Source organism: Streptomyces flaveus (assembly GCF_014647675.1).
GTDB classification, from domain to species: Bacteria; Actinomycetota; Actinomycetes; order Streptomycetales; family Streptomycetaceae; genus Streptomyces; species Streptomyces flaveus.
This window is the reverse complement of the sequence record NZ_BMPQ01000011.1, coordinates 163,819-182,233: the sequence shown is the minus strand read 5'-3', so window position 1 is coordinate 182,233 and position 18,415 is coordinate 163,819. Positions and strand designations below refer to the sequence as shown.

At 70.2% G+C, this 18,415-nt stretch carries 15 protein-coding genes; 9 read left to right on the top strand and 6 right to left on the bottom strand.

The genetic code is table 11. The annotated features are described in order from the left end of the window. Nucleotides 1-27: 27 nt before the first annotated feature. From paaC to adhP, 4 genes are all read left to right on the top strand, one after another. Nucleotides 28-894: a 1,2-phenylacetyl-CoA epoxidase subunit PaaC gene (gene paaC, locus IEZ21_RS23065; protein ID WP_189323813.1), complete on the top strand. Its 867-nt coding sequence runs from the start codon at nucleotides 28-30 to the stop codon at nucleotides 892-894. Next, on the top strand, nucleotides 888-1,406 hold the full coding sequence (paaD, locus tag IEZ21_RS23060; RefSeq protein ID WP_246568046.1) for a 1,2-phenylacetyl-CoA epoxidase subunit PaaD: 519 nt from the start codon (nucleotides 888-890) through the stop codon (nucleotides 1,404-1,406). Before paaC ends, paaD begins: the two co-directional genes overlap by 7 nt. After that, on the top strand, nucleotides 1,403-2,512 hold the full coding sequence (gene paaE / locus IEZ21_RS23055) for a 1,2-phenylacetyl-CoA epoxidase subunit PaaE (RefSeq protein ID WP_189323812.1): 1,110 nt from the start codon (nucleotides 1,403-1,405) through the stop codon (nucleotides 2,510-2,512). The genes paaD and paaE overlap by 4 nt, the downstream gene beginning before the upstream one ends. A 251-nt stretch (nucleotides 2,513-2,763) precedes the next feature. Then, nucleotides 2,764-3,774, top strand: a complete 1,011-nt coding sequence (gene adhP, locus IEZ21_RS23050) for an alcohol dehydrogenase AdhP (protein WP_189323811.1) — start codon at nucleotides 2,764-2,766, stop codon at nucleotides 3,772-3,774. Between the two features lie 70 nt (nucleotides 3,775-3,844). On the opposite strand, the gene IEZ21_RS23045 is transcribed toward adhP, so the two are convergent. Beyond that, nucleotides 3,845-6,226 carry a phosphoketolase family protein gene (locus IEZ21_RS23045; RefSeq protein ID WP_189323887.1) on the bottom strand — a complete coding sequence of 794 codons (2,382 nt, stop codon included), beginning with the start codon at nucleotides 6,224-6,226 and terminating at the stop codon, nucleotides 3,845-3,847. A 202-nt stretch (nucleotides 6,227-6,428) separates the two neighbouring features. On the opposite strand from IEZ21_RS23045, the gene ppk2 reads away from it, so the two are divergent. Continuing rightward, on the top strand, nucleotides 6,429-7,232 hold the full coding sequence (ppk2, locus tag IEZ21_RS23040; RefSeq protein WP_189323810.1) for a polyphosphate kinase 2: 804 nt from the start codon (nucleotides 6,429-6,431) through the stop codon (nucleotides 7,230-7,232). Nucleotides 7,233-7,241: 9 nt separating this feature from the next. Here the strand turns inward: ppk2 and IEZ21_RS23035 are convergent, their stop codons facing one another. From IEZ21_RS23035 to IEZ21_RS23015, 5 genes are all read right to left on the bottom strand, one after another. Beyond that, complete coding sequence (locus tag IEZ21_RS23035) at nucleotides 7,242-8,345, bottom strand: zinc-binding dehydrogenase (RefSeq protein ID WP_189323809.1); 1,104 nt, start codon at nucleotides 8,343-8,345, stop codon at nucleotides 7,242-7,244. A 342-nt stretch (nucleotides 8,346-8,687) separates the two neighbouring features. Further along, nucleotides 8,688-10,763, bottom strand: coding sequence for an iron ABC transporter permease (locus IEZ21_RS23030; protein WP_189323808.1), 2,076 nt, complete (start codon nucleotides 10,761-10,763; stop codon nucleotides 8,688-8,690). Nucleotides 10,764-10,770: 7 nt separating this feature from the next. Next, nucleotides 10,771-11,757: an iron-siderophore ABC transporter substrate-binding protein gene (locus tag IEZ21_RS23025; protein ID WP_189323807.1), complete on the bottom strand. Its 987-nt coding sequence runs from the start codon at nucleotides 11,755-11,757 to the stop codon at nucleotides 10,771-10,773. Next, the gene (locus tag IEZ21_RS23020) at nucleotides 11,754-12,611 is read right to left on the bottom strand and encodes an ABC transporter ATP-binding protein (protein ID WP_189323806.1); all 858 of its coding nucleotides are present in this window, start codon (nucleotides 12,609-12,611) and stop codon (nucleotides 11,754-11,756) included. Before IEZ21_RS23020 ends, IEZ21_RS23025 begins: the two co-directional genes overlap by 4 nt. A 312-nt stretch (nucleotides 12,612-12,923) precedes the next feature. Next, on the bottom strand, nucleotides 12,924-13,742 hold the full coding sequence (locus IEZ21_RS23015; RefSeq protein ID WP_189323805.1) for a VOC family protein: 819 nt from the start codon (nucleotides 13,740-13,742) through the stop codon (nucleotides 12,924-12,926). A gap of 251 nt (nucleotides 13,743-13,993) precedes the next feature. Here IEZ21_RS23015 and IEZ21_RS23010 point away from each other — a divergent pair, with 251 nt between their 5' ends. The 4 genes from IEZ21_RS23010 (at nucleotide 13,994) to IEZ21_RS22995 (ending at nucleotide 18,354) form a co-directional block, all read left to right on the top strand. Next, nucleotides 13,994-15,346, top strand: a complete 1,353-nt coding sequence (locus tag IEZ21_RS23010; protein WP_189323886.1) for an ABC transporter substrate-binding protein — start codon at nucleotides 13,994-13,996, stop codon at nucleotides 15,344-15,346. An 82-nt stretch (nucleotides 15,347-15,428) separates the two neighbouring features. Beyond that, nucleotides 15,429-16,397, top strand: a complete 969-nt coding sequence (locus IEZ21_RS23005) for a carbohydrate ABC transporter permease (RefSeq protein WP_189323804.1) — start codon at nucleotides 15,429-15,431, stop codon at nucleotides 16,395-16,397. Then, entirely contained in the window at nucleotides 16,394-17,290 is an 897-nt protein-coding gene (locus IEZ21_RS23000) for a carbohydrate ABC transporter permease (RefSeq protein ID WP_189323803.1), read from the top strand. Before IEZ21_RS23005 ends, IEZ21_RS23000 begins: the two co-directional genes overlap by 4 nt. Next, nucleotides 17,287-18,354 carry a zinc-dependent alcohol dehydrogenase gene (locus IEZ21_RS22995; RefSeq protein ID WP_246568044.1) on the top strand — a complete coding sequence of 356 codons (1,068 nt, stop codon included), beginning with the start codon at nucleotides 17,287-17,289 and terminating at the stop codon, nucleotides 18,352-18,354. The genes IEZ21_RS23000 and IEZ21_RS22995 overlap by 4 nt, the downstream gene beginning before the upstream one ends. Nucleotides 18,355-18,415 lie beyond the last annotated feature (61 nt).

Here is an 18,415-nt window from a genome sequence, read left to right as displayed (position 1 = left end):
ACATCCAGGAACTTTTAGGAGCAGCGCATGACCGACGAGCATGTGTACGTCGACGGCGACAGCGCCCGCTGGGCGTTCGGCACCGGTTTCACCGACCCCCTGCACGGCGTCGACCAGGCGGTGCCCGACGGGGTCGACGCGGAAGACCTGGCCGCCTGCTGTCTGGCGCTCGGCGACGACGCCCTGGTGTCCGCGCAGCGGCTGGCCGAATGGTGCACCCGCGCCCCGGAGTTGGAGGAAGAGCTGGCGCTGGCCAACATCGGACTCGACCTCCTCGGCCAGGCCCGACTGCTGTACGCCAGGGCCGGCCGGGCCGACGGCACGGGCCGCGGCGAGGACGCGTACGCCTACTTCCGCGACCCGGAAGACTTCCGCAACGTACGCCTCGCCGAACTGCCGGGCGGCGACTTCGCGTTCACCGTCGTCCGGCTGCTGGTGCTGTCCGTCTGGCGGCTGGCCGTGTGCGAGACACTCGCCGCCGCACCCGACCCGGTGCTGGCCGCGATCGCCGCGAAGAGCGTCAAGGAGCTTGCCTACCACCGCCGTTACGCCGCGGAGTGGACGGTACGCCTCGGTGACGGCACCGCCGAGTCCGCCAGTCGTGTACGGGCCGCGCTGGACGCCCTCGCCCCCTGGCTGGACGAGTTGCTGACGGACCGTGCGGCAGCGCGCCTGGGCGTGGATCCGGTCGCCGTCGCCGCTCGGACCCGGCTGGAGCTGTCCCACGTGCTGGCCGATGCCGGGCTGAACCGGCCCGACGACGTGTCCCGGCTCGACGCGCCGGTGCCCTCGCTCCCGGGCTCCGGCAGGGACGGTGAGCACACCCCGCATCTGGCGCCCCTGCTCGCCGAACTGCAGAGCGTCGCCCGCGCACACCCGGACGCGTCGTGGTGACGGCGTCGGCGGAACGGGCGTTGCGGATCGCCGCCGAGGTCCCCGACCCGGAACTGCCGATGCTGACGCTCGCCGACCTCGGAGTGCTGCACGGCGTCGACGTGACGCCCGACGGAACCGTCGTCGCACGGCTCACCCCGACATACGCGGGCTGCCCCGCCGTGGCCGAGATGCGCGCCGAGGTGACGGCCCGGCTGCGGGCCGCCGGCTTCACCGACGTACGGGTGGTCACGGTGCTCGATCCGCCGTGGACCACGGACCGGATCACCGACGAGGGCCACCGCAAGCTGACGGAGCACGGCATCGCGCCGCCCGGCCCACGCGGCGCGCCGGGTCCGGAACCGGGCCGGACCTGGCTGACCCTGTCGACCACACCGACCGAAGTTCCCTGCCCGCGCTGCGCCTCGGTGGACACCGAGGAGCTCTCGCGCTTCGCCGCCACCGCCTGCACGGCACTTCGGCGCTGTCGTGCCTGTCTGGAGCCGTTCCCTCACGTCAAGGACCTGCTATGACCCTGCCCCTGCCTCCCGTTCGGTCCCGCCGCCGCCCGGCATTCCACGCCCTGCGGGTGTCCGCCGTGGAACCGCTGTGCGCCGACGCGGCCGCTCTCACCTTCGACGTCCCCGACCGCCTGGCCGCCGAGTTCGCGTTCCGTCCTGGTCAGTGCCTCACCGTGCGCCGCGAGATCGACGGTCGCGACGAGCGGCGCTCGTACTCGATCTGCGCACCGGCCGGTACGGCACCGCGCATCGGCGTCCGCGTGGTACCGGGCGGACTGTTCTCCTCCTGGCTCGTGCACGGCGTACGCCCCGGGGACACCCTGCAGGTCATGGCCCCGACCGGCGCGTTCGCCCCGGATCTGACCGGTGCCGGCGGCCTCGGCCACCAGGTACTCGTCGCCGCCGGGTCCGGTGTCACGCCGATGCTGTCCATCGCCGCGTCCGTCCTCGCCGCGGACGAGGACGCGCACGTCACGCTCCTGTACGGCAACCGGCGCACCGGCACCGTGATGTTCGCGGACGAACTCGCCGACCTGAAGGACCGGTACCCGGCCCGTTTCCAGCTCGCCCACGTCCTGTCCCGCGAGCCGCGCGAGGCCGGGTTGCTCTCCGGCCGTCTCGACACCGAGCGCCTCACCGCACTGCTGGACGCTCTCCTCGACGTCCGGGCGGTCGCCCACTGGTGGCTGTGCGGCCCGCACGGCATGGTGCGCGACGCCCGCGCGCTCCTCACCGGACTCGGCGTCCCGGTGGACCGTGTCCACCAGGAACTGTTCCACGCAGACGATGAACCACCCGCACCGCCCGCCACCGACCGCGACGACGCCACCGGCCGGGGCCCGACGAGCGAGGTCACCGTGGTCCTCGACGGCCGGGCGACCACGTTCGCCGCGCCACGCCACCGCAGCATCCTCGACGGCGCCCAACAGGCCCGCCCCGACCTGCCGTTCGCGTGCAAGGGCGGCGTCTGCGGAACCTGCCGCGCCCTGGTCACCGACGGCGACGCCGACATGCGCCGCAACTACGCCCTGGAACCAGCGGAGGTCTCCGCGGGCTACGTCCTCACGTGCCAGACCTACGCCGCCTCTGACATCCTCACGGTCGACTACGACAGCTGAGCCCCCATTAGTGGGCTCGCGGTGTGCGGGCGCCGTCCGGGCCGCAGCCGAAGCGGATCAGCACCTGCGGATGGCATCGCTTGTCTCGCGGCAGCGCATCCCCCTGGATCGAGGGGTCCGTTTCCGCGCCGATCGGGGCCGATCGGCCCCCCCTTACGAGGACGTGCGGCACCTGCCGCCGCACCCAGGACGCGACCGATCCTGGAACTGCACCGCACCGCACCACACCGACAGAGCTTGGGGAGCATGTGATGAAGGCAGCAGTCGTCCGGTCGTTCGGCCAGCCACTGGTGATCGAGGAGCGTCCCGACCCGGAGCCCGGCCCCGGCCAGGTCCGCATCCGCCTGGAGGCGTCCGGACTGTGCCACACCGACATCCACGCCGCGCACGGCGACTGGCCCATCAAGCCCAGCCCGCCCTTCATCCCCGGCCACGAGGGCGTCGGCCTCGTCGAGGCACTCGGCGCCGGAGTGACCCACCTGGCCGTCGGCCAGCGGGTGGCCGTGCCCTGGCTGGGCTGGGCCTGCGGGCGCTGCGAGCACTGCCTGTCCGGCTGGGAGACGCTGTGCACGCAGCAGCAGAACACCGGCTGCAGCATCGACGGCGGCTACGCGGAGAAGATGCTCGCCCCCGCCGACTTCGCCGCGGTGGTCCCCGACGGCATCGACCCGCGCGACGCCGCCCCGCTGACCTGCGCCGGCGTCACCACGTACAAGGCCCTCAAGGTCGCGGGCGTCCGCCCCACCCAACTCGTGGCGATCTCCGGCATCGGCGGGCTCGGCCACCTGGCCGTGCAGTACGCGAAGATCGCCGGAGCCACCGTCGCCGCGATCGACGTCACCGACGACAAGCTGGATCTGGCCCGCGAGCTCGGCGCCGACATCCTCATCGACGCCCGCAAGGAGGACCCCGCCGAGGTCCTCAAGGCGCACGGCGGCGCCCACGCGGCGATCGCGCTGGCCGTCAACGAGCAGGCGTTCGCCTCCGTCTACGGCGGACTGCGGCGCGGCGGCAAGCTGGTCATGGTCGCCCTGCCCGCCGGCGGCACCATCAGCGTGCCGATCTTCGACACCGTCCTGAACGGCACCTCGGTCATCGGCTCCATCGTCGGCACCCGCCAGGACCTGGACGAGGTCTTCCAGCTGCACGCCGCCGGACGCACCAAGGTGATCTACGAGACCCGCCCGCTGGACACCGTCAACGACTCCATCGCCGAGGTCCTGAACGGTCAGATCAAGGCACGCATCGTCTTCGAGATGTGAGACACCCGCGCATGGCTGCCGTGAGGGTGTGGGGCCGTTCGGCCCCCGATCCGGGCCCTGTTGGCATCCGTCAGCCGTCCCACACCCAGTCGGCGACCTCCGGCAGGTCGGTGCCGTGGGCGCGGATCCAGTCGTGGTGGCGCAGGCGGGCGTCCTCCATACGCTGGCGTACGGCCGCGGCGCGCACCGCGAGCCCGGGAACGCGGTCGATGACGTCCATGACCAGGCGGTAGCGGTCCATGTCGTTGCGGACGACCATGTCGAACGGTGTGGTCGTGGTGCCGATCTCCTTGTAGCCGCGCACATGCAGGTGCTGGTGGCCGGTGCGGCGGTAGGCGAGGCGGTGGATCAGCCAGGGGTAGCCGTGGTAGGCGAAGATCACCGGCTTGTCCGGCGTGAAGAGCCCGTCGTACTCGAAGTCGGTCATGCCGTGCGGGTGTTCCCCCTGCGGCATGAGCCGGGCGATGTCGACGACGTTCACCACGCGCACCGCCAGTTGCGGCAGGTGGCGGCGCAACAGCCCGGCGGCGGCCAGCACTTCCTGCGCCGGCACGTCCCCCGCGCAGGCCAGGACCACGTCCGGTTCGCCGCCGTTCTCCGTACCGGCCCAGTCCCAGATCCCGGCGCCGCGCGCGCAGTGCACCCGCGCCTCGTCCATCGTCAGCCAGTCGAAGCAGGGCTGCTTGCCGGCCACGATGACGTTGACGTAGTCGCGGCTGCGCAGGGCGTGGTCCGCGACGGACAGCAGGGTGTTGGCGTCCGGCGGCAGGTAGACCCGTACGGCCTCGGGACTCTTGTTGAGGATGTGGTCGACGAAACCGGGGTCCTGGTGGGAGAAGCCGTTGTGGTCCTGACGCCAGACGTGCGAGGTCAGCAGGTAGTTGAGGGAGGCGATGGGGGCGCGCCAGGGCAGTCGGCGGGTGACGCGCAGCCACTTGATGTGCTGGTTGACCATCGAGTCGACGATGTGCACGAACGCCTCGTAGCAGGAGAACAGCCCGTGCCGACCGGTGAGCAGGTAGCCCTCCAGCCAGCCCTGGCAGGTGTGTTCGGAGAGGATCTCCATCACCCGGCCGTGCCGGTCGAGGTGTTCGTCCACGTCCAGGGTGCCGGCCTGCCACGCCTTGCCGCTGGCCGCGTAGACGGCCTGGAGCCGGTTGGAGGCGGTCTCATCGGGGCCGACGAGACGGAAGTCGCGCCGGTCGGTGGTGGCGCGCATGACGTCTTCCAGCATGTCGCCGAGGACGCGGGTGGGTTCGTGCATGCCGGTGCCGGGTTTGTCGACGGGGACGGCGTACCGCTCCAGCGGAGGCAGGGGCAGTTCACGCAGCAGAAGGCCACCGTTGGCGTGTGGGGTGGCGCCGAGCCTGCGATCCCCTTCCGGGACGCACGCGAGGACGGCGGGTACGGGACTGCCCTGCTCGTCGAAGAGCTCTTCCGGCTTGTACGAACGCAGCCACGCCTCCAACTGACGCAGGTGATCCGGGTTGTCGCGGACGGCGGACAAGGGCACCTGGTGGGAACGCCACGTGCCCTCCACCGGCAGTCCGTCGACCTCCGCCGGCCCGGTCCAGCCCTTCGGGGTGCGCAGCACGATAACCGGCCAGCGGGGGCGCTCGGTCGCGCCGTCCTCGCGTGCGGCGCGCTGAATGGCGGCGATGCGGTCCAGCGCGGAGTCCATGGCCTGCGCCATGACCTGGTGGACAGCGGCCGGGTCGTCGCCGGTGACGTGGATCGGATCATGGCCGTAGCCGCGCAGCAGCTCGTCGAGCTCCGACTCGGGGAGCCGGGCGAGCACCGTCGGGTTGGCGATCTTGTAGCCGTTGAGGTGGAGGATCGGCAGGACGGCCCCGTCGTGGACGGGGTCGAGGAACTTGTTGGAGTGCCAGGAGGCGGCCAGCGGTCCGGTCTCCGCCTCGCCGTCGCCGATGACACAGGTCACCACCAGATCGGGGTTGTCCAGGGCGGCACCGTAGGCGTGCGAGAGGGAGTAGCCGAGTTCGCCGCCCTCGTGGATGGAGCCGGGCGTCTCGGGGGCGACGTGGCTGGGGACGCCGCCGGGGAACGAGAACTGCCTGAACAGCCGCGCCATCCCGGCCGCGTCCCGGGTGATGTCGGGATACGTCTCGGTGTACGAACCCTCCAGCCAGGAGCCCGCGACCACCGCAGGACCGCCGTGCCCGGGGCCCCAGATGCACAGGGTGTCCAGGTCACGGGCCCTGATGACACGGTTGAGGTGGGTGTACACGAGATTGAGCCCGGGCGAGGTACCCCAGTGGCCGAGCAGCCTCGGTTTGACGTGCTCGGGGCGCAGCGGCTCGGTCAGCAGGGGGTTGGACATGAGGTAGATCTGGCCGACGGACAGGTAGTTCGCGGCGCGCCAGTGGGCGTCCAGCGTCCTCAGCTCGTCGTCGGTGAGGGTGGCGGACGCCTGCCGGGTGTCGACGGACATCATGGAAGTCCCTTCCGGATCGGGGATCTGGGATCGGTGATCTGGGATCTGGGATCGGTCGGAGGTGCATGCGGGTCCGTGGGTCCGTACCTCTCCCACACTCGCCCACCCGCCGGGTACCCGACAGGGCCGAACGGACCATCTCCGTTCAGGTCGATTACGTTGAGGCCATCGACGTAGGCCATCGGGCGATGGAGGCGGCATGACCGGCAAGAAGGCAGGCAAGGTGCCGCGCGCGGCATACGAGCGGGAACTGCTGCGCCTGCAGACCGAGTTGGTGAAACTGCAGGAGTGGGTGCGCGCCGAAGGTGCCCGGCTGGTCGTCGTCTTCGAGGGCCGGGACGCGGCGGGCAAAGGCGGCACCATAAAGCGGGTCGCCGAGCACCTCAACCCGCGGGTCGCGCGGATCGCGGCGCTGCCGACGCCGACCGAGCGGCAGCGCACCCAGTGGTACTTCCAGCGGTACGTCGAGCATCTGCCGGCCGCCGGGGAGATCGTGCTGTTCGACCGGTCCTGGTACAACCGGGCCGGCGTCGAGCATGTGATGGGCTTCTGCACGAAGGAGGAGTACCAGCTGTTCCTGCGCCAGTGCCCGATCTTCGAGCGGATGCTGGTGGAGGACGGGATCCTGCTGCGCAAGTACTGGTTCTCGGTGAGCGACACCGAGCAGCAGGAGCGCTTCCGGCAGCGGTTGGAGGACCCGACGAAGCGCTGGAAACTCTCGCCGATGGACCTGGAGTCGATCACCCGCTGGGAGGCGTACTCCCGGGCCAAGGACGAGATGATGGTGCACACCGACATCTCCGAGGCGCCCTGGCACGTCGTCGAGAGCGACGACAAGCGCCGGGCCCGGCTGAACATGATCGCCCACCTGCTCGACTCCGTGCCGTACCACGAGGTGCCGCCGCCGGTGCTCGAACTGCCGGAGCGGCCTGCGTCGACCGGCTACGAGCGTCCGCCACGCGATCTGCAGACCTACGTCCCCGACCACGCGGCGAGTCTGTGACGCACAGACTCACGTCTGCCGCGGCACGATGAGCGCCTTCACCACGCGCTGGGCCGCGACGTCCTCCAACGCGGCCTGTGCTTCGGCGAGGCCGTACTCCCTGGTGATGAGGTCGGTCCACGGGAAGATCCGCCCGTACCGGGCCATGACCTGGACCGCCCGGTACACGTGTCCCACGTCGCTGCCCCAGCAGCCGCGGATGTCCAAGTGCTTCTGGTTCAGGTCGAGATGCGGATTGAAGGTCGTCTCACCGGCGTCGGTGTACTGGCCCACGATCACGTATCGCCCGGCGTCCCGGGTGAGCCGCATGCCCTCGGGTACCGCCGAGGGCACACCGGTCGCCTCGATCGTGACGTCCGCGCCGCGTCCCGCGGTCGCTTCCCGGACTGCCGCTATCCGTTCCTCGGGCGTGGTGCTGCCGATGTCGATGACGGTGTCGGCGCCGAACCGTGTCGCCGCGGCCAGTCTGGCCTCGGGCCCCCCGACGACGATCACCCGGCCGGCGCCGCGCAGTTGGGCGAGAACGGCGGCGCACAGGCCGACGGGACCCGCGCCCTGGACCACGACCGTGTCGCCGAAGGCGATCTCGCCGAGCGTCACGGCGTGCAGCGCGGTGGGCATGCCACAGCCTCCGGAGAGGAACGCCCGCCAGTCCAGTTCGTCGGGCAACGGGATCACATGGACGCCCGGCTTCAGGTGGATGTACTCCGCCCAGCCGCCCAGCAGTCCGTCGCTGGCCGAGAGGGTGACCCCGTACACCTTCCGCTCCGGGCAGCGGGTGGTGGCGTGGCCGACGGTGCAGTACCAGCAGCGCCCGCAGGTCCCGTACACATCGAGGAACGTCACGGTCTGCCCGACCCGCAGCGGAACTCCGTCCACGTCCCTCGGGGCCTCCCCCGGCCCCAGCGCGCTGATCCGCCCCACACTGACGTGTCCGGGAATGATCGGGTACGGCACACCCGCGAGCTGCCCCTTCCACAGATGCCCGTCCGTACCGCACACCTCGCTTCCAAGGGTCCGCAGCAGGATCGCGCCCGGCTCCAGTTCGGGACGGGCGAAGGAACGGAGTTCGAGCGGTGCGTGGGGTTCGGACATGACGACGGCGGAGATCACGAGGATTCCTGTTCACTGAGGGCCCGCTGCTCTCACGCGGGCACACGGATGGGCTCCGGATCCTAAGCGGCTCCGGCGAAGTCCGGTGCGGTACCGCGCCCCTAAGCCACCACCCACCCGCGCCCTCCCACCGGCGGGAGGGGTCGTGGGCCGGTGCGTCGTATGCCCGTCGCTTAGCTCCGGTCTCGGAGAACCCGCACCCTGTACCAGCCCAGAGCCGTATGCCCGCCCTGCGACGGGCTGACGCACCGGACCGCGGCCCCGACCCACCCACCCACCCACCCAAGGGGCGCGGGGAACTGCGCGACCAGCCACCCACACACCCGCAGCTCAAAACCCGCCTCACCCAGCGGAGCGCGAACGCACCAGCAGGTAAAGGAAGTACGGCGTGCCGATCACAGCCGTCATCAGGCCGGCGCCAAGCTGGGCCGGCGCAATGACCGTACGGCCCACCAGGTCCGCCGTACACACAAGCGTCGCGCCGAGCAGCACCGCGACCGGCACCACCCTCACGTGCTGCCGACCCACCAGGGCCCTGGCCGCGTGCGGTGCCACCAGTCCCACGAAGCCGATCGTGCCCGCGGCGGCCACGGCGGTGGCGCTGAGCAGGACGGCCAGCGTGAGGAAGCCGAGGCGTCCCCGTGCCAGTCCGAGCCCCAGCAGCCTCGGGGTGTCCTCGTCGAGCGACACGAGGTCGAGTTCGGTGCGCCGCAGGCAGGCGACGAGGAGGCCCACGGCGAGTACGGCCGCGAGGGGCACCACGTCGGGCCCGGTCCGCCCGTAGGTGGAGCCCGACAGCCAGGTCAGCGCCAAGGTCGCGTTGAACGGGTCGGTGAGGATGATCAGCAGGCTGATCAGCGCGGACGCCGCGGTGGCGACACCGAAGCCGACCAGGACGAGCCGGTTCTGCTGGAACCCGCCCCGCGCAGCAAGCCCAAAAACGAGGACAGAACTGACCGCGGCGCCCGCGAACGCCGCCCCGGCCACACCCCACGACCCGACGGAGGACACCGTCGTCACGAGAAGCACGGCCCCGAGCGCGGCCCCTCCGGAAACCCCCAGGATGCCGGGGTCGGCGAGCGGGTTGCGGGTCACGGCCTGGACGAGCGTCCCGGCCAGGGCGAGTGCCGCGCCCGCGAGGAGCGCCGCGAGCACGCGGGGCACCCGGGTGTCGAGTACGAAGCTGATGGTCTGGCCCGCTCGCCCCTGCGCCCAGTTCGCCACGTCGCCCAGCAGCAGCTTGCTGTCGCCAAGGAGCACGGCGGCGATCGTCACGCCGACGAGCACGGCCACCAGTACGCCCGTGGTGGTGAGGAACACGGCCCGGCTCCTGATACGCAGCCCGTCCTGCGCGGCCGCACCGGCGGTGTCCCGGACCCGTGTGGCCATCACGATCAGGAAGACGGCGCCGACGAGGCTGGTGACGACGCCGGTCGGTACGGCGACGGCCACGTCCGCGGGCACGATGGCGCGCAGCAGTACGTCCGAGCCGAGGACCAGCGCCGCACCGGTGAGGCCCACGACCGGGAGGCTCGTACGTGTCCGTGAGAGCCCGCGGATCCTGCGGACGAGGGGGCGGACGAAGGCAGGCGCGCACAGGCCGACGAAGCCGATCGGCCCGGCGAGGGTGACGGCTGCCGCGGAGAGCAGCGCCGCGAGGACGACGCCCGTGATCCGGGTGGCCCGGACGGGGACGCCAAGCCCACGGGCGGCATCGTCGCCGAGAGCGAGCGCGTCGACCCGTCGCGCGAGCAGCAGAAGCCCGACGAGACCGACCAGCCCGATCGGCGCCATCTGCAGCACGCCGTCGAAGCCGTTCTGGGAGATGCTGCCCTGGTACCACCGATAGAGGCCTTGTGTCTCCTGCGGGAACAGCAGGAGCAGTCCCTCGGTGAGGGCGGTCAGGCCGAGGGCGAGGGCACTGCCGGCGAGTACGAGCCGGACGGTGCCCGCGCCCAGTCCGGAAAGCCCGAGCACCACGGCCGCCGCCCCGAGTCCGCCGACGAACGCGGCACTTGAGGAGGCGAGCAGCGGCAGCGAGACCCCGGTGACGGAGACGACGCCGAGAGCCAGGTAGGAGCCCGCGTTGACCGCGAGGGTGTCGGGCGAGGCGAGCACATTGCGGCTGACCTTCTGCAGGGCGGTGCCCGCCATCGCGAGCGTGATCCCGACGAGCAGCCCGGCGGTCATGCGCGGCAGCCGGGAGGCGATCACGACGGACGCGTCACCCGGCTCGGCCCGGCCGGTGAACGCCTTCCAGACCTCGGACGCGCCGACCGCCGCCGTGCCCTGCGTGATGTCCAGGACCGCGAGGGCCGCCACCAGCAGGGCCAGCACGGCCGTCACCGCGGCCGCGCCCATCCGGGACTTGGCCTCGGACGGGCGGGTGGCGGGGGGTACGGGTGCGGTCACAACCATGGTGTTGCTACTTCGTCAGCGCGGCGACGACGGCGTCGATGTACGCCCCCATCGATCCGGTACCGCCGAACATCCAGATGCCGTCGGGCAGCCGGTGCGCATTGCCCTTCTCCACGAACGGCAGCGACGTCCACACCTTGTCCTTGGCCAGAGCACCGCTGAAGGGGGTGCTGGTCTTGTCGCCGTCGTTGCCGATGTACGCGAACTGCACGTCGTCGCCGAGCTTGGTGAGGCCCTCGACGTCGGTGGAGCCGAGCCCGTAGTCCTTGTCGCCCTTGACCGTCCAGGCGTTCTTCAGCCCGATCTCCTCGTTGACCGCCCCGATGAGCGAGCCGCTGGTGAACGGGCGGATCGTGACCTGGTTGGAGACGAGGTAACCGTCCGCGAAGGCATAGTCGGCGCCGGCGAGACCGGCGTCGGCGAGGGCCTTCTTGCCCTCGGCGATCTTCGCCTGGAAGTCCGTCTTGAGCTTCTCGGCCTGCTCAGTGGTGCCGGTGGCCTCGGCGATGACGTCGAGGTTCTTGTTCATCTGTCCGATGGGGTCGGCGGCGTCGGCGGACTTGATCTGCAGGACCGGGGCGATGTCGCGCATCTGCTTCACGGCGGCCGGTGGCAGGTCGCTGCTGGCGACGATGAGGTCGGGCTTCAGGCCGGCGATGGTGTCCATGCTCGGCTCGCCGCGTACGCCGATGTCCTTGGGCTCGTTCTTGAGGGGGACCGCGCTGTCCCAGATCTTGTAGCCCTTGACGTCGGCGACGCCCACGGGGTCGACGCCCAGCGATATCAGGTACTCGACCTCGTTCCACTCGGTCGCGACGACCTTCTTGGCGGGTCCGTCGAGTTCGACCTTCGCGCCGGAGGCGTCGGTGAGGCTGATGGCCTCGGCGGACGGCTTCGCCTCGGCGTCGTCGGCGGCGGGCTCCGTGGTCCCGCAGGCAGTCATGGTGAGCGCCGCGGCGGTGGCGGCTGCCGCGGTCATCAGGAGGCGTCTCATGGGGTGGTGTTGAGCCTTTCGCTTCTCGAGTGGTGCCGGCCGATCGCGCGGGTGCGCAACAGGCCCGTCATGGGGTCGGTGCCGACTTCGATACGAATGCCGTAGGTGGCGGTCAGCCGCTCCGCCGTCAGTACGTCGTCGGGGCGGCCGTCCGCGATGATCCGTCCCTCGTCGAGGAGGACGATGCGGTCGGCGAGGGCCGCGGCCTGGTCCAGGTCGTGCAGGACGGCGCCCACCGCTATCCCGTGGTCGTCCGCCAAGTCGCGTATGAGGTCGAGGAGTTCGACCTGGTAGCGCAGGTCGAGATAGGTTGTCGGCTCGTCGAGGAGGAGTACGCCGGTCTCCTGGGCGAGGCAGCCGGCGAGCCATACGCGCTGGAGCTGCCCTCCGGAGAGGTGCTCGACGCCGCGCCCGGCGAGTTCCGCGACGCCCGTCATGGCCAGTGCGCGCTCCACCGCGGCCGGGCCGTCCGGGTCGGCCCTGCCCCAGCGGCCCCGGTACGGGTAACGGCCGAACTCGACGACGTCCCGCACGGTCAGCCCGCTGGGCGTGGGGCGACCCTGTGTCAGGAGAGCCAGGCGGCGGGAGAACTCACGCGGGGTCAGCGCAAGGCCGTCGGCGCCGTCGATGACGAGCGTGGCGGTCCGGGGTCGCTGCAGCCGCGCGAGGGTACGCAGGAGTGTCGACTTCCCACTGCCGTTCGGGCCGACCAGCACGGTCACTTCGCCGGGCCGCAGGGTCAGCGATGCGTCGTGTACGACGTCGACGCCGTCGTACGCCACGGTGACACCCGTGGCGGACAGTTCATGACCGCGGGGACCGACGGCCGTGGAGGTCTCTTCGACTGCTTGCACGCCGCAAAGGTTAGCCTAACCTAACGAAAGCCATGAAGGGCGCCCAGAATCAGCACATCCAGGCCGCAGGACGGGCACTCCGCGTACGCGCCAACTAAGCGGAGCAGGCGAAGTCCGGCGCTGCCCCGCGCCCCTGGGAGGCCGCAGGCCTTCCTTTCAGGGGCGCGGGGCTGTTTCGATATGCGGCTCCGCCGCGCGGGCGCGACCAGCCATAGACGGCCCGCACCTTTTGGTACCGCACTACGCGCGGAGCGCGACAGCATCCGGTCCGGGCGGTACTGAGGACCGCCCGGACCGTTCGGCTCGCGAGACTCAGCTCCCTGCCGGGGTTGCCGGAGGCGCCGGAGTGAGCACGACGAAGTCCGCGTTCGACGGGTCGAGGCAGACGGCCAGGCGGCCTACGCTCTCCACGTCCTCCGGCCCCATCTGCACACTGCCGCCGTTCTCGGTGACCTTGGCGACCGCCGCGTCGCAGCCGGTGACGTTGAAGACCGGGTGCCAGTACGGCACGCCGTTCGCCAGCGCGAGATCCTCCTTGCTGAGCTCCATCATGCCGCCGAACATGCGCTCCTCGGGCAGCCCGGGCGGAGTGATGAGGGAGTACGTGCCCCCGTCACCCGGCACTTCCATGTCACCGAACTGCCAGCCGAAGACACCGCCGTAGAACTCCTTCGCGGAGGTGGCGTCGCTGGTGTACAGCTCGGTCCAGGACAGTGAGCCCGGCGCCTCCACCAGCTCGAAGCCCTTGTTCGTGCCCGGCTGCCAGACGGCGAACTGGCCGCCGAGCGGGTCGCTGTACTGCGCCATCCGCCCCCAGTCGTCGAGGTCCCGCGGCGCCACCCGCACCGTGCCGCCCGCGTTCTGAACAGCCTGGGTCGTGGCGTCCGCGTCGGTGACGCAGAAGTAGATCATCCAGGCCGAACGGGCACCCTCCTCGCTGAGCTTGCCGAGCCCGGCGACGGTCTTGCCGTCCTTCTGGAACATCCCGCCTTCCATGCCGCCCCCCTCGTCACCCATGGACTGGTACTCCCAGCCGAGCACCGCGCTGTAGAAGGCCGCGGCGGCCGGGACGTCGGGGGCACCGAGGTCGGTCCAGCAGGGGGAGCCGGGAGTGGGTTCAGTGGTGATCACGGCGATTCCCTTCGCAGGTCCTGTTTCTCATCAGCGTGACACCCGCCACTGACAATCGCCCGCCAGCCGCTTCGTGGTGCGCACCTCCAGCGGCCGATTCGACGATAGATCCGCCGAGAATTTATCGCAAGATGCGTTAACAAGCCCGCAGTCTTCTGCTAACAATGCTCGCCAACACCTTCCGCGCCGACCACCTCCCCGGGACGGCCGCAACGGCACGCAGCACCCACCACACGAGAGGCACCCTCGCCATGCCATCGACCAGACATGCCCTCATCGCAGGCGCCACCGCCACCGCTCTCCTGCTCGCCGGATGTGCCGGTGCCGGAGGCGGCGGCACCGGCGGGGGTGACGGCGAGAGCATCAACGTGCTGATGGTCGGCAATCCGCAGATGGAAGACATCGCGAAGCTGACGAAGAGCACGTTCACCAAGGACACCGGGATCAAGGTGAACTTCACGATCCTTCCGGAGAACGAGCTGCGCGACAAAGTCACCCAGGACATCGCCACCCAGGCCGGCCAGTACGACGTCGCCACCATCGGCGCCTACGAGGTGCCCATCTGGGAGCAGAACGGCTGGCTGCAGGAGCTGGACTCCTACGCCGACAAGGACAAGAGCTTCGACAAGGCCGATCTGCTCAAGCCGATGGTCAAGTCGCTGTCCGGTGAGGACGGCAAGCTGTACGCACTGCCGTTCTACGGCGAATCCTCCTTCCTCATGTACAACAAGGACGTCATGAAGGAGAAGGGCATCACGGTGCCCGAGCGTCCGACCTGGCAGCAGGTCGCCGACATCGCGGCCAAGGTGGACGGCGCCCGTCCGGGCATGAAGGGCATCTGCCTGCGCGGCCTGGCCGGCTGGGGCGAGCTGGGGGCCCCGCTGACGTCCATGGTCAACACCTTCGGCGGCACCTGGTTCACCGAGGACTGGAAGGCGCAGGTCAACAGCCCGAAGTTCAAGGAGGCGACGAACTTCTACGTCGACCTGGTGAAGAAGCACGGTGAGGCGGGCGCCCCGCAGGCCGGGTTCACCGAGTGTCTGAACGCGATGAGTCAGGGCAAGGTCGCGATGTGGTACGACGCGACCAGTGCGGCCGGGTCGTTGGAGGACCCCAAGACCAGCAAGGTGGCCGGCAAGGTCGGCTACGCGTACGCCCCGACCGTCGAGACCGCCAACAGCGGCTGGCTGTGGGCCTGGGCGTGGGCCATGCCCAAGACCACCAAGAAGGCGGATGCGGCCTCGAAGTTCATGCTGTGGGCCTCCAGCAAGAAGTACGAGAAGTTGGTCGGCGAGAAGCTCGGCTGGCCGCGCGTCCCGGCCGGCAAGCGGGCCAGCACCTATGCGCTCCCCGAGTACGCGAAGGCCTCCTCAGGCTTCGGTGACGTCACTCTGCAGTCCATCCAGCAGGCCAACCCGTCCGACCCGGGTGTGCAGCCCAGGCCGACGGTGGGGATCCAGTTCGTGGCCGTCCCCGAGTTCCAGGACCTGGGCACGAAGGTGACCCAGGAGATCTCCGCGGCCATCGCCGGAAAGACCAGCGTGGACAAGGCCCTCAACGACGGCCAGAAGCTCGCCGAGGAAGTCGCCAAGAACTACCGGTGACCTTCCCTGCCCGGCCGGCCGTCCCGCCGGTCGGCCGGGCACCGCTCCCCTACCCCGGCCATCACTGGCAGAGGAAAGTTTCATGACCACGCTCATCGAGACACCCGGTACACCGAAGACACAGCCACGGCCCGTCCGCCGGCGAAAGCCCACCGGCGCCGGCAAGTGGCGGCGGCGCATCCCACTGCTGCCGGCGCTGGTCTTCACCATCGTCGTCACCCAACTGCCGTTCGTGGCAACGCTCGTCATCTCCACCTTCCAGTGGAACATCCTCAAGCCGGGCGAGAGGCACTTCGTCGGCCTGTCCAACTTCACGTTCGTCTTCACCGACGAGCGGCTGCGCTCAGCGGTGCTCAACACCGTCGTGCTCACCGCGTCGGTGGTGCTCATCAGCGTGCTCCTCGGCCTGGGCCTTGCCATGCTGCTCGACCGCAGGTTCGTCGGCCGCGGGCTGGCCCGCACCCTGCTCATCGCCCCGTTCCTGGTCATGCCGGTCGCCTCCGCGCTGCTGTGGAAGCACGCCATCTACAACCCCGACTACGGACTGCTCAACGGCACCCTCAACGCCGTATACCGCCTCTTCGGCGCCGACAACGGCCCCACCATCGACTGGATCTCGTCCTACCCGATGCCGGCCGTCGTGCTCTCCCTGGTCTGGCAGTGGACCCCGTTCATGATGCTGATCCTGCTGGCCGGCCTGCAGGCGCAGCCCGGTGACGTCCTGGAGGCGGCCCGCGTCGACGGGGCGTCGACCATGGCGACCTTCCGCCACATCACGCTGCCGCACCTGCGCCAGTACCTGGAGCTGGGCATCCTGCTCGGCACCATCTACGTCGTGCAGACCTTCGACGCGGTCTACACCATCACCCAGGGCGGCCCCGGCTCCCAGACGACCAACCTGCCCTACGAGATCTACCTGACCATGTTCCGCAAGTACGAGTACGGCGAGGCGGCCGCCGCCGGAGTCGTCGTCGTACTCGGCTCGATCGTGATCGCGACGTTCGCGCTGCGCACCATCGCGTCGCTGTTCCGTGAGGAGATATCCCGATGACCGCTCACGCAGCAGTCGCCGCCCCTGGAGCGAAAGTCAGGAAGCTCGTCCGTCGTCACGACAAGCAGGGCGACCACGGCGGTGCGCAGGGTCTTTCGCCCCTGTGGACGTTCGTCGCCTGGCTGGCCACCCTGGCGTTCTTCGCGCCGGTGGCGTGGATGGTGCTCACCTCCTTCCACCAGGAGGCCGACGCGGCGACCAACCCGCCCACCCCTTTCGCCCCGCTCACCTTCGACCAGTACGAAACGCTGTTCAGCCGGGACATCACCCCCTTCCTCCTCAACTCGGCCATGGCCAGCGTCATTTCGACGCTGCTGGTGCTCGCCCTGGCGGTGCCGACGGCCTACGCGCTGTCCATCAAGCCGGTCGAGAAGTGGACCGACGTGATGTTCTTCTTCCTGTCCACGAAGTTCCTCCCGGCGATCGCGGCCCTGCTCCCGGTCTACATGATCGTCAAGGACGTCGGGATGCTGGACAACGTCTGGACGCTGATCGTCCTGTACACCGCGATGAACCTGCCGATCGCGGTGTGGATGATGCGCTCGTTCCTCGCCGAGGTCCCCAAGGAGATCCTGGAAGCGGCCGAGATGGACGGGGCCAACCTGCTCACCGTGCTGTGGCGGGTCGTCGCACCGATCGCCATGCCCGGACTCGCCGCCACCTCGCTGATCTGCTTCATCTTCAGCTGGAACGAGTTCATGTTCGCCGTCAACCTCACCGCCACCCAGGCCTCCACCGCCCCGGTGTTCCTGGTCGGCTTCATCACCAACGAAGGCCTGTTCCTCGCCCGGCTGTGCGCGGCAGCCACCCTCGTCTCCCTACCGGTCCTCATCGCCGGTTTCGCCGCCCAGGACAAGCTCGTACGCGGTCTGTCCCTGGGAGCCGTGAAGTGAGCACCCGACCCGAACGGAACCCCACCCCCATGAACCAGCAGATCCGCCGCGTACTCGTCCGGTCGATCGACGACATCCAGATCGAGCGGACGGACGCCCCCATGCCCGGCGCCGGTGAACTCCTCGTCCGTACCACCGTGGTCGGCGTGTGCGGCTCCGACACCCATGCTGCCCTCGGGCACCACCCGTTCATCGACCTGCCCTACCGCCCCGGACACGAGGCAGTCGGTGTCGTCGCCTCCGTGGGCGCGGGCGTCGAGGACTTCGCCTCCGGCGACCGGGTGCTCATCGAGCCGAACCTCTACTGCGGCCAGTGCTTCCAGTGCCGCTCCGGCCGCTACAACATCTGCCAGGAGCTGAAGGTCTTCGGCTGCCAGACCCCCGGCGCCATGGCGGACCTGTTCACCATCCCCGCCGCCCGCGTCCATCGCGTCCCCGGCGGCATGACCGACATCGAGGCGGCTCTCGTCGAACCGCTGGCCACCCCGGTGCACGCCGTGGCGAAGGCCGGTGACCTCACCGGACGTACCGTCGTCGTCCTCGGCGCCGGGCCCATCGGCCTGTTCACTCTCATCGCCGCCCGGCACGCGGGTGCCGCCCGGATCGCCGTCACGGACCTCATGGACGGCAAACGGGACCGGGCGCTGCGCCTCGGCGCCGACACAGCCCTGCCCGCCGACGCCCCCGACCTGGTCGAGCAGGTCCACGCGGCGCTCGGCGGTCCGGTCGACGTCGTCTTCGACTGCGTGGCCCGGGAGCAGTCCATGGCCCAGGCAACTGGCCTGGTCGCCAAGGGCGGTCACATCGTCGTGGTGGGCGTGGGCGACGCCGGCCCGACCCCGATCCGTCTGGACCTGGTCCAGGACCGGGAGATCCGTATCGAAGGCACCCTGATGTACACCGCCGAGGACTACCGCACCGCCATCTCCCTCATCTCCTCGGGCGCCGTCGACACCGACGAGGTTGTCACCGCCACGTACGGACTGGAGGACGCCGGCAAGGCCTTCGCCGCCTCCCTCCAACCGGAACACGTCAAGGTCCTGGTCACTCTGGAAGCGCTCTAGCGGTGTGCGGGTGCTCTGGGCGACGGCCGCGCAGGCGCCGGTCCCTCCCGCCGTGTATGCG

Excerpts from the sequence above, each read along its gene's own strand:
- IEZ21_RS23005 (WP_189323804.1), top strand. The coding sequence starts at position 15,429 with ATGACCACGCTCATCGAGACACCCGGTACACCGAAGACACAGCCACGG.
- ppk2 (WP_189323810.1), top strand. The coding sequence starts at position 6,429 with ATGACCGGCAAGAAGGCAGGCAAGGTGCCGCGCGCGGCATACGAGCGG.
- IEZ21_RS23045 (WP_189323887.1), bottom strand. The coding sequence starts at position 6,226 with ATGTCCGTCGACACCCGGCAGGCGTCCGCCACCCTCACCGACGACGAG.
- IEZ21_RS23030 (WP_189323808.1), bottom strand. The coding sequence starts at position 10,763 with ATGGTTGTGACCGCACCCGTACCCCCCGCCACCCGCCCGTCCGAGGCC.
- paaC (WP_189323813.1), top strand. The coding sequence starts at position 28 with ATGACCGACGAGCATGTGTACGTCGACGGCGACAGCGCCCGCTGGGCG.
- IEZ21_RS23025 (WP_189323807.1), bottom strand. The coding sequence starts at position 11,757 with ATGAGACGCCTCCTGATGACCGCGGCAGCCGCCACCGCCGCGGCGCTC.
- IEZ21_RS23000 (WP_189323803.1), top strand. The coding sequence starts at position 16,394 with ATGACCGCTCACGCAGCAGTCGCCGCCCCTGGAGCGAAAGTCAGGAAG.
- paaE (WP_189323812.1), top strand. The coding sequence starts at position 1,403 with ATGACCCTGCCCCTGCCTCCCGTTCGGTCCCGCCGCCGCCCGGCATTC.
- adhP (WP_189323811.1), top strand. The coding sequence starts at position 2,764 with ATGAAGGCAGCAGTCGTCCGGTCGTTCGGCCAGCCACTGGTGATCGAG.
- IEZ21_RS23010 (WP_189323886.1), top strand. The coding sequence starts at position 13,994 with ATGCCATCGACCAGACATGCCCTCATCGCAGGCGCCACCGCCACCGCT.